This window comes from Amycolatopsis australiensis (assembly GCF_900119165.1).
Taxonomy (GTDB): Bacteria; Actinomycetota; Actinomycetes; order Mycobacteriales; family Pseudonocardiaceae; genus Amycolatopsis; species Amycolatopsis australiensis.
The window spans coordinates 8,275,034-8,288,774 of the sequence record NZ_FPJG01000006.1; the positions used below are offsets into that span (position 1 = coordinate 8,275,034).

Below are 13,741 nucleotides of genomic sequence, written 5' to 3' on the forward strand. Positions count from 1 at the left end.
AAGTCCTTACGCGCGGGAGTAGAAGGGAAGGGCGACGACCTCGACGGGCTCGATCCTGCCCCGGATGTCGACGGTCAGCTCGGTGCCGGGCTCGGCGTACGCCCGATCGACGTAGGCCATGGCGATCGGGTAACCCAGCGTCGGCGACAGCGCGCCGCTGGTGACCTCGCCGATTTCGGTGTCGCCCGCCAGGACGCGGTAGCCGTGCCGCGGGGCCCGGCGGCCGGCGCCTTTCAGCCCCACTCGCACGCGCGGGACGTCCGCCTTGGAGCGCTCTTCGAGGGCCGCGCGGCCGACGAAGTCGCCGGGCTTCTCGAATTTGACGACGCGCCCGAGCCCGGCCTCGAACGGGCTCTGGTCCAGGGTGAGTTCGTTGCCGTACAACGGCATCCCGGCTTCCAGCCGCAGCGTGTCGCGGCAGGCCAGCCCGGCCGGGACCAGGCCGTGCGGCTCGCCCGCGTCCATGAGCAGACGCCACAGCGCCGGTGCCTCGTCGGCGTCGACGAACAGCTCGAAGCCGTCCTCGCCGGTGTAGCCGGTGCGGGCGAGCAGGACGTCGTGGCCCTTCACCGAGGCCGGGACGCTGGCGTAGTACTTCAGCGCGTCCAGGTCGGCGTCGGTGACGGCGCCGAGGATGGCCGCGGCCTCCGGGCCCTGGACGGCGATCAGCGCCGTGGTCTCGGACCGGTCGTCGACGACCGCGTCGAAGCCTGCGACCCGCTCGGCCAGCGCGTCGGCCACGACCTGCGCGTTGCCCGCGTTGGCGACGACCAGGTAGTGCTCGTCGGCCAGCCGGTAGACGACCAGGTCGTCGAGGACGCCGCCGTCGGCGTTGCAGATCATCGTGTACCGGGCGCGGCCCGGCTTGACGCCGGAGAGGTTGCCGACCAGCGCGTAGTCGAGGACGTCCGCCGCCTGCCTGCCCGTGACGTGGATCTCGGCCATGTGCGACAGGTCGAACAGCCCGGCCGCCTCGCGGACGGCCTTGTGCTCAGCCAGCTCGCTGGCGTAGCGGACCGGCATCGACCAGCCGGCGAAGTCGGTGAACAGCGCACCGAGTCCCTTGTGGACTCCGTGCAGGGAGGTCTCTTTGGACACTGTCAGCCTTCGTAAGCGTTGAGGGGCGGGCAGGAGCAGACGAGGTTGCGGTCGCCGCGGGCGCCGTCGATGCGCCGCACCGGCGGCCAGTACTTGTTCTTCCGCGACACACCCGCCGGGTACACCGCCACCTCGCGGCTGTACGGCTTGTCCCACTCGCCGACCAGCGTCTCGGCGGTGTGCGGGGCCCCGCGCAGCGGCGACTCCTCGGCGCTCCACTTGCCGTTCGCGACCTCGTCGATCTCGGCCCGGATGGCGATCATCGCGTCGCAGAACCGGTCGATCTCGCCCAGGTCCTCGGACTCGGTCGGCTCGACCATCAGCGTGCCCGCGACCGGGAACGACATCGTCGGCGCGTGGAAGCCGTAGTCGATGAGCCGCTTCGCGACGTCGTCGACCGTCACGCCGGTCTCCTTCGTGATCTGGCGCAGGTCGAGGATGCACTCGTGCGCGACCAGGCCGTCCTGGCCGGTGTAGAGCACCGGGTAGTGCGGCGCCAGGCGTGCGGCGACGTAGTTGGCGGCCAGCACGGCGACCTTTGTCGCCGCGGTCAGGCCGGGCGCGCCCATCATCCGGACGTACGCCCAGGAGATCGGCAGGATCGACGCCGAGCCGTACGGCGCGCCGCTGATCGGGCCGACGCCGGTCTCCGGGCCGGCGGCGTCGAGCAGCGGGTGGTTCGGCAGGTACGGCGCGAGGTGCGCGCGCACCGCGACCGGGCCGACACCGGGGCCGCCGCCGCCGTGCGGGATGCAGAACGTCTTGTGCAGGTTCAGGTGCGAGACGTCGCCGCCGAACTCGCCCGGCTTGGCCAGGCCGAGCAGGGCGTTGAGGTTCGCGCCGTCGACGTACACCTGGCCGCCGCCGTCGTGGACGATCTCGGCCAGCTCGTCGATGCCGTGCTCGTACACGCCGTGCGTGGACGGGTAGGTCACCATGATCGCGGCCAGGGTGTCCCGGTGCGCGTCCACCTTGGCCCGCAGGTCGGCCAGGTCGACGTTGCCCTCGTCGGTGCACTTGACGACGACCACGCGCATCCCGGCGAGCACCGCGGAGGCGGCGTTGGTCCCGTGCGCGGACGACGGGATCAGGCAGACGTCGCGGCCCTCGTCGCCGTTCGCGCGGTGGTACGCGCGGATCGCCAGCAGCCCGGCCAGCTCGCCCTGGCTGCCCGCGTTCGGCTGCAGCGACACCTTGTCGTAGCCGGTGACCTCGGCCAGCCACCCGGCGAGCTGCTCGACGAGCGTGTGGTAGCCCTCGGCGTCCTCGGCCGGCGCGAACGGGTGGATGCCGGCGAACTCGCGCCAGCTGATCGGCTCCATCTCGGTGGTGGCGTTGAGCTTCATCGTGCAGGAGCCGAGCGGGATCATGCCGCGGTCGAGCGCGTAGTCCTGGTCGGAAAGCTTGCGCAGGTAGCGCAGCATCGCCGTCTCGGAACGGTGGGTGCCGAAGACCTCATGGCCCATGAAGCCGCTTTCGCGGGCCAGGCCGTTCGGCAGCGCGACGCCGTCGCGGACCTCCGCGTCGACCCCGAACGCCTTCAGCACCTTCGCGGTGATGGCGGGCGTGCTGACCTCGTCGAAGGCGACGCGCACGTGGTCGGCGTCGACGTGGCCCAGGTTGATCCCGGCCTCGCGCGCGGCCGCGTGGACCTCGGCGGCCTGGCCCGGGACGTGGGCGACGACCGTGTCGAAGAAGGACTCGTGCACGACCTCGACGCCGGTCTCGCGCAGGGCGCCGGCGAAGCCCGCGGCGAGACCGTGGACGCGCTGGGCGATCTTCTTCAGGCCGTCCGGGCCGTGGTAGACCGCGTACATCGCGGCCAGCACGGCCGGGAGGACCTGCGCGGTGCAGATGTTGGACGTCGCCTTTTCGCGGCGGATGTGCTGTTCACGCGTCTGCAGCGCGAGGCGGTAGGCGGGGTTGCCGTCGGCGTCGACCGAGACGCCGACCAGGCGGCCCGGCAGCGACCGCTCGAGCCCGGAGCGGACGGCCATGTATCCGGCGTGCGGGCCGCCGTAGCCGAGCGGGACGCCGAAGCGCTGCGTCGAACCCGCGGCGACGTCGGCACCGAACTCGCCGGGCGAGGTGATCAGCGTCAGCGCGAGGAGGTCGGCGGCGACGGTGTACAGCGCGCCCGCGGCCTTCGCCGACTCCGAAACGGCCTGGTAGAAGCCACGGCCGCGGAGCACGCCGGATGCGCCGGGGTACTGCACGACGACGCCGAAGAACTCCTCCGGCAGGCCGGTGAGCAGGTCACGGACCTCGACCTCGATGCCGAGGGCCTCGACGCGCGTGCGGACCACGGCGATGGTCTGCGGCAGGCACTCGGCGTCGAGGACGACCTTGTTCGACTTCGACTTGGACGCGCGGCGCATCAGCGTGACGGCCTCGGCGACGGCGGTCGACTCGTCGAGCAGCGAGGCGTTCGCGGTGGCCAGGCCGGTCAGGTCGGCGACCATGGTCTGGAAGTTGAGGAGGGCTTCGAGACGGCCCTGCGAGATCTCCGGCTGGTAGGGCGTGTACGCGGTGTACCAGGCCGGGTTCTCGAGAACGTTGCGGCGGATGACGCCGGGCGTGACGGTGTCGGAGTAGCCGAGGCCGATCATCTGCGTCATCGGCCGGTTGCGCGCGGCGAGGGCACGCAGCTCGGCAGTGGCGTCCTCTTCGGACGCGGCGGGCGGCAGCCGCAGGTCACGGGTGGCGCGGATGGCACTCGGCACGGCGGCGCCGACGAGGGCGTCGAGGCTGCCGTACCCGCACTCGGCGAGCATCTTGGCCCGCTCGGCCTCGGCGGGGCCGATGTGGCGGGCGTCGAACTGCGTGGAAGTGATCGGGAGCTCCTCGGGCCGGGCACACAGCGGTGCGCTGGAACTCCCCCTCTGTCATGGCACCTGAGAGTTTCACCGCGTGTGACGCGGCTTTCACCTTGGGTGAGGCGCGGGTGCGCCTGCTTTCCAGAGTGGCCTCGCGCGAAGCGGTAGCAGGTACCTGAGAGATTCCGGGGAGTTTGCTCCTTCGGTGCCCCACCGGTTTCGTGGGGGCTCTCCCGCCTCGGCTCAACGGCCCGATCTGCAGTTGTGTGCTTACGGTACCCGGCGCGTTCGAGGCCCGTCTACTTCACCCCGGCAACGCCACATCAATCTTCGAGACCGCTTCGACACGCGCCCCAAGGTGGCCTTCGGTGCGTCACACGCACCCAAGGCGGCCTTCGGTGCGTCGGACGCAACCAAGGCCGCCTTGGGGCGCTCGGGTCAGGGCTGCCCGGCGACGCGCCGCAGCACGCGCCCGGCCAGCGCCGGCGGGCGGCGGACCCGGCCGGAGGGCAGGACCAGGCGTTTCAACGGCCCGCCCAGCGGCACCGGCGGCAGACCCGCGCCCAGCAGGACCTGCTCCACGATCTGCTCGGCGAACCACGCCACCGCGTCGTTGAGCCGGTCCAGCGAAGGACGGTCGCCGTCGAAGACGTCCTCGTCGGCCAGTGTCACCTCGAAGTACGCGCAGCCCGGCGGGACCGAGACCGCGTCCTCGATCGCGCGGGCACCGTCCAGCGGGTCGGCGAACCCGGCTTCGAGCAGCGGTTCCCGGTAGATGCGGGCGGCGCGGGCCCGCATGCGCGGCCCGTACCGGACCAGCACCGGGAGGCGGCCGGTGAGGTCCGGCACGGCCAGGCCGTGCAGCAGCATGATCGGCGGCACGGAGTGCACCAGCCGCGGCGCCGGCTCGGCCAGCTCGCGCGCGGTGATGCGGACGCGGTCGGCCATCGCGTCCGGCAGGCCGAAGTAGCGGAAGTCGACGTTGCCGAACCCGAGGCCGTCGGCGACCAGCGACGCGAGCAGCTCGCCGTACCCCCAGATCGGCGACAGCACCACGATCGGCGGCGCTGCGACGACCGGCGACGGCACGGGCGGCCGCGTCGCCTCCTGCTCGGGCACCTGGATGACCAGCCGCGGCGGCTCGTGCCAGTCGTGCACCTCGGCGACCCGCCAGTACAGCCCGAGGGGCCGCCACAGCTCGCCGAGGATCTCGTGCTCGATGATCCGGCGCACCTCGGCGTCGTCGTGGGGCAGGTCCCGCGGCGGCACGACGCCGACGTAGTGGTGGTAGGTGACGCGCACCTCGTCGCCGCGGGTCGCCGAGCGGATCCGCATCTCCCAGTCGATCGGCGACGCGGCGATCGCGTTGGCCACCTGCGTGCCCGGCGAGGAGTAGACGAGCGCGGTGGCCTGCCGGAGGAACCGCCCGGCCTGGTCGAGGCCCTCCCGCAGGGCCTTCGCGGCCTGCGCGACGTGCACCGGGCCGGCGAGGCTGTCGGGCAGGACACCGGCGACGCGCAGCAGCTCGGCTTCACCGAGCCCGGTGACCTCGGCGAGCTGTGCCCAGTGGTCGAAGACGGTCACCTTCGGCGCGTGCCGGTGTTCGATCCAGCTGCGCAGGGTGGACGTCGGGACGCCGATCCGGCGGGCGGCCTCGTCCAGGGAGAGCCCCTTCGCGCGGATGCCCGTCCGGACCGCTTCCGCCCACTCGCCGGCGCGCCAGTGCGTCACCTCGCAAAGCTAACGAAACCCGCTAGCTTTGCGCAGGGACGAAACGCCCATCGCGCCCCGACGCTGGTCACCATGACCACCACCGTCGTCACCCTCACGCTGCTCGTCGGCGCCGTCACCTTCGCCGCCGGGGCCTTCCTCGCCGCCGAAGTCGCCACCCGCATCCTGCGCCGCCGGGAGAGCGAGATCTCCGAAGAGCGCAAGAAGCTCAACGCCGCCTGGACGTACCTGCGGGAGGTCTACGGCGTCAAGAAACCGACCGGGCGTTAGAACGTGGCGATCGGGTTGACCGGGCTGCCGGACGTACCCGCGAAGCGGACCGGCGCGACGGCCAGCTGGAAGTCCCACTGGCCGAGCTCGGCAGCCGTCGACGCGCACGCCTCGAGGTCGCAGTTGTCGAGCAGCCACAGGCCCATCGCCACGAGGCCCACGGTGTGCACCGGCATCGCCAGGTCGTCGTACCCCGACGGCTGGACGTCCTGGGGAGTGTCGGCGCCGATCAGCGCGACTTCCCGTTCGTGCAGCCAGGGCAGGCAGGACGCGTGCCAGCCGGCCTGCGTGACGCCGCCGGATGCCCCGGCCTCGTGCCGGACGCGGCCGTAGCCGGTCCGCAGGAGCACCGCGTCACCGGTCCGGACCCGCACCCCCTGGCGGCGCTCGGCCGCCTCGAGATCGCCGGGGAACACTCCCTCACCCGGTTCCAGCCACGGCACCTCGCGGACTGCCGCGATGTCCAGCAGGACACCCCGCGTGACGATCCCGTTCGCCGCCGCCGTGACGGCTCCCCACGCCGATCCCGTCTCGGCGCCGACGAGCGAGTGCGGTCGCCCGTTGTACATCTTGCCGTCCCAGAAGATGTGGCACGGCGAGTCGACGTGGGTGATGGTGTTGCCGTGGAACAGGAATCCGAGGCGCTCGTTCGAATAGCCCCAGTGCCGGTCGTTGCGGAACCCGGGCAGCGGCATGTTCTCCGCGCCCGGCAGGTCGGCGAAGCACGGGCACGTCGTGGTCGACCGTTCCATCTCTTCCGGCACGGCCACCTCCCACGCGCACGACACGCTCCGGCCGTGGCGCACGGCCCGCGCCGCCGCCAGCCGGACGTCGTCGGTGATGTGGTTCAGCGTGCCGAGCTCGTCGTCGTCGCCCCACCGTCCCCAGTTCGACAGCGTGTCGAAGTACGCGAGCACGTCGTCCCGGGTGGGTGCCGGCCGCCCCGCCGTCATCAGAGCGGGGTGACGTACGCGCCGGAGATGCCGCCGTCGACCAGGAACTGCGACGCCGTGATGAAACTGGCGTCGTCGCTGGCCAGGAAGGCGACCGCGGCCGCGATCTCCTCGGGCTCGGCGAACCGGCCGACCGGCACGTGCACCAGGCGCCGCGCGGCGCGTTCCGGGTCCTTCGCGAACAGCTCCTTGAGCAGCGGCGTGTTCACCGGCCCCGGGCACAGCGCGTTGACGCGGATGTTCTCCCGGGCGAACTGCACCCCCAGCTCGCGGCTCATCGCCAGCACGCCGCCCTTGGACGCGGTGTAGGAGATCTGCGACGTCGCCGCGCCCATCACCGCCACGAACGACGCCGTGTTGATGATCGAACCGCGGCCTTGGCGCTGCATGTGCGGCAGGACGGCCTTGCAGCACAGGTACACCGAGGTCAGGTTGACGCGCTGGACCCGCTCCCACGCCTCGATGCCCGTGGTCAGGATCGAGTCGTCCTCCGGCGGCGAGATGCCGGCGTTGTTGAACGCGACGTCGACCGAGCCGAACTGCTCGACCGTGCTGTGGAACAGGTTCTCGACCTGCTCGGCGTCGGTGACGTCGGTCTGGATGAACGCGCCGCCGACCTCGTCGGCCGCGGCCTTGCCCGAATCCGGCGTCAGATCCGCGATGACGACCTTCGCGCCTTCGCTCGCCAGGCGGCGGGCCGAGGCGAGGCCGATGCCGCTCGCGCCGCCGGTGATCACCGCGACGCGGCCTTCGAAACGCTGGACCATTACTCCTCCGTGCTGAGAAAGACGTTCTTGGTTTCGGTGAACGCCGCCGCGGCGTCCGGGCCAAGCTCGCGGCCGAGGCCGGACTGCTTGAAGCCGCCGAACGGCGTCCAGTAGCGCACCGAAGAGTGCGAGTTCACCGACAGGTTGCCGGATTCGACGCCGCGCGCCACCCGGAACGCGCGGCCGGCGTCACGGGTCCAGATCGACCCGGACAGGCCGTACTCGGTGGCGTTGGCCATGCGGATGGCGTCGGCCTCTTCCGCGAACGGCACGACGGCGACGACCGGGCCGAAAACTTCCTCCGCCACGGCCGGGTGCCGCAGGTCGGGCGGGGTGAGGACGGTCGGCGGGAACCAGAAGCCGGGTCCGGTGGGCGCGCTGCCGCGGAAGGCGACGGGCGCGTCGTCCGGCACGTAGGAAGCCACCTTCTCGCGGTGCGCGGCCGAAATCAGCGGCCCCATCTCGGTCTTCTCTTCGGCGGGGTCGCCGACGACGACGCCGTGCACCGCCGGTTCGAGCAGTTCCATGAACCGGTCGTAGACGCTCGACTGCACCAGGATCAGCGACCGCGCGCAGCAGTCCTGCCCGGCGTTGTCGAAGACACCGTAGGGCGCGGTCGCGGCGGCCTTTTCCAGGTCGGAGTCGGCGAAGACGATGTTCGCGTTCTTGCCGCCCAGCTCCAGCGTCACGCGCTTCACCTGCGCGGCGCAGCCCGCCATGATCTGCTTGCCGACCTCGGTGGAGCCGGTGAAGACGACCTTCCGCACGGCCGGGTGATCCACGAACCGCTGTCCCACCACCGATCCCTTGCCGGGCAGCACCTGGAAGACGTCCTCCGGGATGCCCGCCTCGCGGGCGAGTTCACCCAGTCTGATGGCGGTCAGCGGCGTCAGCTCGGCGGGTTTGAGGACGACGGTGTTGCCGGCGGCCAGTGCGGGCGCGAAACCCCAGCCGGCGATGGGCATCGGGAAGTTCCACGGCACGATGACGCCGACCACGCCCAGTGGCTCTTGGAACGTGACGTTGACGCCGCCCGGCACCGGGATCTGCTTGCCGATCAGGCGTTCCGGTGCCGCGGAGTAGTAGTTCAGGACGTCGCGGACGTTGCCCGCCTCCCAGCGGGCGTTGCCGATCGTGTGCCCGGAGTTGGCGACCTCCAGCCGCGCGAGGTTCTCGATGTCGGCCTCGACGGCGTCGGCGAAGCGGCGAAGCAGCCGCGCGCGGTCGCCGGGCGTGACGTCACGCCACGCCGGGAACGCCGCCTGTGCGCGGGCGATCGCCGCGTCGGTCTCCTCGGCGCTGGCCAGGGGGACCGTCCGCACCACCTCCTCGGTGGCCGGGTTCAGGACGTCGAACGTGGTCATCGCTTCTCCTTGCTCGCTTCGGCGAGAGCCTGGAACAGCCGGACGTCGTCGCTGTCCTGCTCGGGGTGCCACTGGACACCGAGGACGAACTCGCCGGGGATCTCGGCGGCCTCGATCGTGCCGTCGGCGGCCCAGCCCACGGCTTCCAGTCCGGCGCCGAGCCGGTCGACGGCCTGGTGGTGGTAGCAGTGGGCCTTGGTCTCCGACCCCAGGATTTCCGCCGCCCGGCTGCCGCTTTTCAGCGAGATCGTGCTGGTGCCGAAGGTCGCCGGGGCGGGCTGGTGGTCGGTGGTGTTCACACTTTCGGGCAGATGCTGGACCAGGGTCCCGCCGAGGGCGACGCTCATCACCTGCAGGCCGCGGCACACGCCGAGCACGGGCTTGCCCTGTCGCCGGGCCGCTTCGAACAGGCCGAACTCGAAGGCGTCCCGCTCAGGGCGGACGTAGGTGGCCGGGTGCGGTTCGTGGCCGTAGCGCTCGGGCTCGACGTCGGCGCCGCCGGTGAGCACCAGCCCGTCCACTGTGGACACAAGACGCTCGTACGCGTCCGACACCGGCGGCAGCAGCACCGGGATGCCCCCGGCCGCGACGACGCAGTCGACGTAGACCCGGTGCAGCAGCACGGCTTCGGTCTCCCAGACCAGGAACTTCGCGGGCTCCAGGTAGCCGGTGAGGCCGATGACCGGCCTAAAGTCGCTCGAAGCCACGGATCAGCTCCCAGTCGGTGACGGCGGCGTTGTAGGCGTCGATCTCGATCTTCGCCGCGTTCAGGTAGTGGCCGACGACGTCGTCGCCGAACGCGGCGCGCGCCAGCTCGCTCCCGGCCAGGGCCGCGGCGGCCTCCGGCAGCGTGGTCGGCACGGTGGCGCGGTCGGAGTCGTAGGCGTTGCCGGTGAAGGGTTCTTCCAGCGGCAGCTCGTTCTCGATGCCGTGCAGGCCGGCGGCGATGAGCGCGGCGACGGCGAGGTACGGGTTGACGTCCCCGCCCGGCACCCGGTTTTCGACGCGCAGCGAGTCGCCGTGGCCGACCACGCGCAGCGCGCACGTCCGGTTGTCGGTGCCCCACGCGATCGCCGTCGGCGCGAAGCTGCCGGGCACGAACCGCTTGTAGGAGTTGACGTTCGGCGCGAAGAAGTACGTCAGCTCGTGCAGCGCGGCGAGCTGGCCGGCCAGGAACTGCTCCATCAGCGTCGAGAAGCCGTGTTCGTGGTCACCGGCCAGGACGGCGCGGCCCTCGGTGGAGCGCAGGCTGATGTGGATGTGGCAGGAGTTGCCCTCGCGCTCGTTGTACTTCGCCATGAACGTCAGGCTCTTGCCCTCCTGCGCGGCGATCTCCTTGGCGCCGTTCTTGTAGATGCTGTGGTTGTCGCAGGTCGTCAGCGCGTCGGTGTAGCGGAAGGCGATCTCCTGCTGGCCGGGGTTGCACTCGCCCTTGGCGGACTCGGGGTAGAGCCCGGCGCCGGCCATGTCGTTGCGGATGCGGCGCAGCAGCGGCTCGAGACGCGCGGTGCCGAGCATCGAGTAGTCGACGTTGTACTGGTTGGCGGGCTTGAGGCCGTGGTAGCGCTTGTCCCAGGCGGCTTCGTAGGTGTCGTCGAAGACGATGAACTCGAGCTCGGTCCCGACGTACGCGGCGAGCCCCCGCTCGGCGAGGCGGGCGAGCTGGCGGCGCAGGATCTGGCGCGGCGACACGCTGACCGGGCCGCCCTGGACGCGTTCGACGTCGGCGAGCACCAGCGCGGTGCCCTCGTGCCAGGGGACCTCGCGCAAGGTCTCGAGGTCCGGGCGCAACACGAAGTCGCCGTACCCGCTCTCCCACGACGAGAGCGCGTAGCCGCCGACGGTGTTCATGTCGACGTCGACGGCCAGCAGGTAGTTGCAGGCCTCGGTGGCGTGGCCGACGACCTCGTCGAGGAAGTACTCCGCCGAGCAGCGCTTGCCCTGGAGCCTGCCCTGCATGTCCGTGATCGCGACGAGCACGGTGTCGATCGAGCCCGCGTCCACGCGCGCCCGGAGCTCGTCGAGCGTGAGCATGCCTCGCCTGCGTGCCATCAGCCGCCCCAAAGGTTTGATGCGAATCCTTTGCGGGTTCTTCCTACCCGGTGAGGCGGCGCAGGTCAACCGGAGCAAAGGTATTTTCTTGAACCATTAACTGTACGTCCGGGTTGTCCGGGATGCCCGGCTGAGAAGAATCTGTGAATTCGGCAGGCCGGGAGGGATCCGGGGTACTCCCGCGTTGTACGGGGCAGAGAGGTGAGATCGATGACCACAGCATTCACGCAGAGCACGTTCACCGAGCAGCCGCAGGCCCGGCCGCAGCTGCCGACGATGCCCACCGGCTGGCCGATCGGCTCGTACGAGTCCTACGAGCAGGCCCAGCGCGCGGTCGACCACCTCGCGGGCGCGGACTTCCCGGTCACCGACGTCACGATCGTGGGCGTGGAGCCGCTGCTCGTCGAGCGCGTGGCGGGCAAGCTGTCCTGGGGACGGGTGCTGGGCAGCGCCGCGACGTCCGGCGCGATGTTCGGCCTGTTCCTCGGCCTGGTGCTGAGCCTGCTCAACCCGGGCGCCGGCCTGGTCCCGATCGTGATCGGCCTCGTCGCCGGTCTCGGGTTCAACCTGCTGTTCGGCGCGCTGGGCTACGCGGTGAACCGGAACAAGCGCGGGTTCGTCTCGCAGAGCCAGCTGGTGGCCCGCCGCTACGACGTCCTGTCCCAGCCGCGCAACGCCGAGAAGGGCCGCGCGCTGCTGGCGGACTTCGCGGCGCGCAGTGCGTTCGGCCACTGACGCGGATTCCGAGGGCCGCTCCCGGCTTCCGGGGGCGGCCTTCGCCGTGTCCGGGGCCGGTGGGTGTTTCCGGGGCGATCAGCGGTTCGGGGGCCGCGCGTTGATGAGCAACCCCGGCCACCGCAGGCGCCCGGGCTGCCGCCACCGTTCCCGGAGCCTCGCGCAGCCGCCGCAGGCGGAAGCCACCCGTTCCCTGCAGCCAAACCCGGCCGCCGCAGGCGGCTGCCACCACCGTTCCCCCAGGGCTTCCCGGCCGCCGCAGGCGGGCAGCCATCGTTCCCCGCAGCCAAACCCGGCCACCGGCCCGGCTTCGGTGGGCGCCAGGAGCGGCCCCGATTCCGCTCCTGGCGCCCGTTCCCCCGTTACCTCGTCGGCGTCGGCGTGGCCGGCGCGGTCGAGGACGTCGGTGCGGTCGGGGACGTCGGCGGCGCCGTCACCTTCGGGATCGCCGCGCTGAACGGCACGCTCGCGTCCTCGCGGCACGCCGACCGGTACCCGTTGTAGCCGTTGTAGTTGCCCTGGTCGTCGGTGACGCCCTGCTCGATCCGCGGCCGCGGGAACCGGTTGTCCGCCCCGATCTTCTCCTTCGTGCCCGACGAGCGTTCGCAGCCGTAGCGGGTCAGCGTGATCGGACGGCCCTCTTCGTCGTAGAGGTAGACCTCCGTCAGCGGCTTGCCCTCGCCGTCGAACGCGTAGACGTTCTCGATCTCGCGGCCGCCGTAGGTCAGCTGGTCGTTTCCGTACCGGTCGGACGACTGGTAGTACGACGGCATGTTCGCGTAGGAGTTCCGGTGCGAGATCAGGTCGACGGCGGCGGCGAACCCGCCCAGCATGCCGCCGATGACGAACGCCGAGACCGGCACAGCCACCCACAGCAGCCGCCGGTCGCGGCGCAACCGCGGACCCGCCCACACCGCCGCGCCGCCCGCGACGAGCAGGAACGGCAGCAGCAGCACCGCGCTTCGCGAACGCAGCATGAGCAGCAGCCCGAACGCCACCAGCACCAGCGCGCACACGACCCACCACGCCGGCTTCAGCGAAGCCAGGTAGCTCAGCGCCTTCCCGGAGTCCTCCTGCTCGCGTCCCTTCGCCAGCGTCCGCCGCAGCCAGCCCACCTCCGGCAGCGCCAGCACCGGCTCGGTCCCGCCGCTGAGCAGGAAGAACAGGCTGACGAGGAACACCGGCAGGAACAGCACGGCGCCCAGGAGATCGCCGGGATCGAGGTTGACGGCGGCGCCGAACGCGAACAGCGCGAGCGCCACCGCGCACACCAGCAGGCCCCAGAACGCGATCCTCGGCTTCACGAGGCTCGGGGCGGTCTTCGCCGGCAGTACCTGCGTCGCTCCCTCCGCGGCCGGCGGGTAGCCACCGGACGCGCGCAGCTCGGCGGCGTAGCTCTCCGGCGTGCCGAGCCGTTCGATCAGGGCTTCGACGCGGGCGCCCTCTCCCAGCTCGGCTTCGAGTTCCGCCAGGTGCGGGCGGACGTCGTCGAGGATCTCTTCGATCTCACTCGCGGGCAGGTCGGCGAGCGCGGTGCGGACCCGCGCCAGATACACCCGCACGGCGGTCGGCTTGTCGCTCATGCTGCCTCTCCCAAAAGCGCGTTCATCGTCGATGCGAAGCTCTGCCAGGTCTTGCCGGACTCCGCCAGGCGCGCCCGGCCCGGCTCGTTCAGGCTGTAGTACTTGCGGTGCGGGCCTTCTTCGCTCGGCACCACGTACGAGGTGAGCAGGCCGGCCTTGTAGAGCCTGCGCAACGTCCCGTACACCGACGCGTCCCCCACCTCGTCCAGGCCGGCCGTCCTGAGTCTTCGCAGGACGTCGTACCCGTAGCCGTCTTCCTCGCGCAGCACCGCGAGGACGGCGAGATCGAGCACCCCTTTGAGCAGCTGACTGATCTCCACTGCACCCTCCAGTCTTACGTTTGGAACGGTACCACGCATTGCGCAGTAGTGC

The 13,741-nt window shown here is 71.3% G+C and carries 12 protein-coding genes and 1 riboswitch; of the genes, 2 read left to right on the top strand and 10 right to left on the bottom strand.

Annotated features, from left to right (window positions below; genetic code table 11):
- Positions 1 to 6: 6 nt before the first annotated feature.
- The 3 genes from gcvT to BT341_RS39505 all read right to left on the bottom strand — a co-directional run bounded on the left by gcvT (position 7) and on the right by BT341_RS39505 (position 5,645).
- The gene (gene gcvT, locus BT341_RS39495) at positions 7 to 1,098 is read right to left on the bottom strand and encodes a glycine cleavage system aminomethyltransferase GcvT (protein WP_072481083.1); all 1,092 of its coding nucleotides are present in this window, start codon (positions 1,096 to 1,098) and stop codon (positions 7 to 9) included.
- 2 nt (positions 1,099 to 1,100) lie between these two features.
- Positions 1,101 to 3,932: an aminomethyl-transferring glycine dehydrogenase gene (gcvP, locus tag BT341_RS39500; protein WP_072481084.1), complete on the bottom strand. Its 2,832-nt coding sequence runs from the start codon at positions 3,930 to 3,932 to the stop codon at positions 1,101 to 1,103.
- A 134-nt stretch (positions 3,933 to 4,066) separates the two neighbouring features.
- Positions 4,067 to 4,160: riboswitch (glycine riboswitch) on the bottom strand.
- A gap of 192 nt (positions 4,161 to 4,352) precedes the next feature.
- Entirely contained in the window at positions 4,353 to 5,645 is a 1,293-nt protein-coding gene (locus BT341_RS39505; protein ID WP_072481085.1) for a helix-turn-helix domain-containing protein, read from the bottom strand.
- A gap of 72 nt (positions 5,646 to 5,717) precedes the next feature.
- Between BT341_RS39505 and BT341_RS39510 the strand changes: the two genes are divergently transcribed.
- Positions 5,718 to 5,915 carry a hypothetical protein gene (locus BT341_RS39510; protein ID WP_072481086.1) on the top strand — a complete coding sequence of 66 codons (198 nt, stop codon included), beginning with the start codon at positions 5,718 to 5,720 and terminating at the stop codon, positions 5,913 to 5,915.
- Here the strand turns inward: BT341_RS39510 and BT341_RS39515 are convergent.
- From BT341_RS39515 to BT341_RS39535, 5 genes are read right to left on the bottom strand one after another with little or no spacing between them, the layout of a single operon-like run.
- Entirely contained in the window at positions 5,912 to 6,868 is a 957-nt protein-coding gene (locus BT341_RS39515; RefSeq protein WP_072481087.1) for a cyclase family protein, read from the bottom strand. The two genes, BT341_RS39510 and BT341_RS39515, sit on opposite strands and share 4 nt — an antisense overlap.
- Positions 6,868 to 7,635 carry a 3-oxoacyl-ACP reductase gene (locus tag BT341_RS39520; RefSeq protein ID WP_072481088.1) on the bottom strand — a complete coding sequence of 256 codons (768 nt, stop codon included), beginning with the start codon at positions 7,633 to 7,635 and terminating at the stop codon, positions 6,868 to 6,870. Before BT341_RS39520 ends, BT341_RS39515 begins: the two co-directional genes overlap by 1 nt.
- Positions 7,635 to 8,999: an aldehyde dehydrogenase family protein gene (locus BT341_RS39525; protein WP_072481089.1), complete on the bottom strand. Its 1,365-nt coding sequence runs from the start codon at positions 8,997 to 8,999 to the stop codon at positions 7,635 to 7,637. The genes BT341_RS39520 and BT341_RS39525 overlap by 1 nt, the downstream gene beginning before the upstream one ends.
- Entirely contained in the window at positions 8,996 to 9,706 is a 711-nt protein-coding gene (locus BT341_RS39530; RefSeq protein WP_072481090.1) for a gamma-glutamyl-gamma-aminobutyrate hydrolase family protein, read from the bottom strand. The genes BT341_RS39525 and BT341_RS39530 overlap by 4 nt, the downstream gene beginning before the upstream one ends.
- The gene (locus tag BT341_RS39535; RefSeq protein WP_218177819.1) at positions 9,687 to 11,051 is read right to left on the bottom strand and encodes a glutamine synthetase family protein; all 1,365 of its coding nucleotides are present in this window, start codon (positions 11,049 to 11,051) and stop codon (positions 9,687 to 9,689) included. The genes BT341_RS39530 and BT341_RS39535 overlap by 20 nt, the downstream gene beginning before the upstream one ends.
- Positions 11,052 to 11,261: 210 nt before the next feature.
- Here BT341_RS39535 and BT341_RS39540 point away from each other — a divergent pair, with 210 nt between their 5' ends.
- Entirely contained in the window at positions 11,262 to 11,786 is a 525-nt protein-coding gene (locus BT341_RS39540; protein WP_072481092.1) for a YflT domain-containing protein, read from the top strand.
- A gap of 362 nt (positions 11,787 to 12,148) precedes the next feature.
- Here BT341_RS39540 and BT341_RS39545 read toward each other — a convergent pair whose 3' ends face one another.
- Together BT341_RS39545 and BT341_RS39550 are read right to left on the bottom strand one after the other, a co-directional pair.
- A complete protein-coding gene (locus BT341_RS39545; protein ID WP_072481093.1) occupies positions 12,149 to 13,369 on the bottom strand; it encodes a DUF1700 domain-containing protein in 1,221 nt (406 codons plus the stop codon).
- Positions 13,366 to 13,689, bottom strand: coding sequence for a PadR family transcriptional regulator (locus tag BT341_RS39550; protein ID WP_072481094.1), 324 nt, complete (start codon positions 13,687 to 13,689; stop codon positions 13,366 to 13,368). The genes BT341_RS39545 and BT341_RS39550 overlap by 4 nt, the downstream gene beginning before the upstream one ends.
- Positions 13,690 to 13,741 lie beyond the last annotated feature (52 nt).

Bases quoted from the DNA above. Each gene is read 5' to 3' on its own strand.
- BT341_RS39540 (WP_072481092.1), top strand. From the start codon at position 11,262: ATGACCACAGCATTCACGCAGAGCACGTTCACCGAGCAGCCGCAGGCC.
- BT341_RS39520 (WP_072481088.1), bottom strand. From the start codon at position 7,635: ATGGTCCAGCGTTTCGAAGGCCGCGTCGCGGTGATCACCGGCGGCGCG.
- BT341_RS39535 (WP_218177819.1), bottom strand. From the start codon at position 11,051: ATGGCACGCAGGCGAGGCATGCTCACGCTCGACGAGCTCCGGGCGCGC.
- BT341_RS39545 (WP_072481093.1), bottom strand. From the start codon at position 13,369: ATGAGCGACAAGCCGACCGCCGTGCGGGTGTATCTGGCGCGGGTCCGC.
- BT341_RS39525 (WP_072481089.1), bottom strand. From the start codon at position 8,999: ATGACCACGTTCGACGTCCTGAACCCGGCCACCGAGGAGGTGGTGCGG.
- BT341_RS39510 (WP_072481086.1), top strand. From the start codon at position 5,718: ATGACCACCACCGTCGTCACCCTCACGCTGCTCGTCGGCGCCGTCACC.
- BT341_RS39515 (WP_072481087.1), bottom strand. From the start codon at position 6,868: ATGACGGCGGGGCGGCCGGCACCCACCCGGGACGACGTGCTCGCGTAC.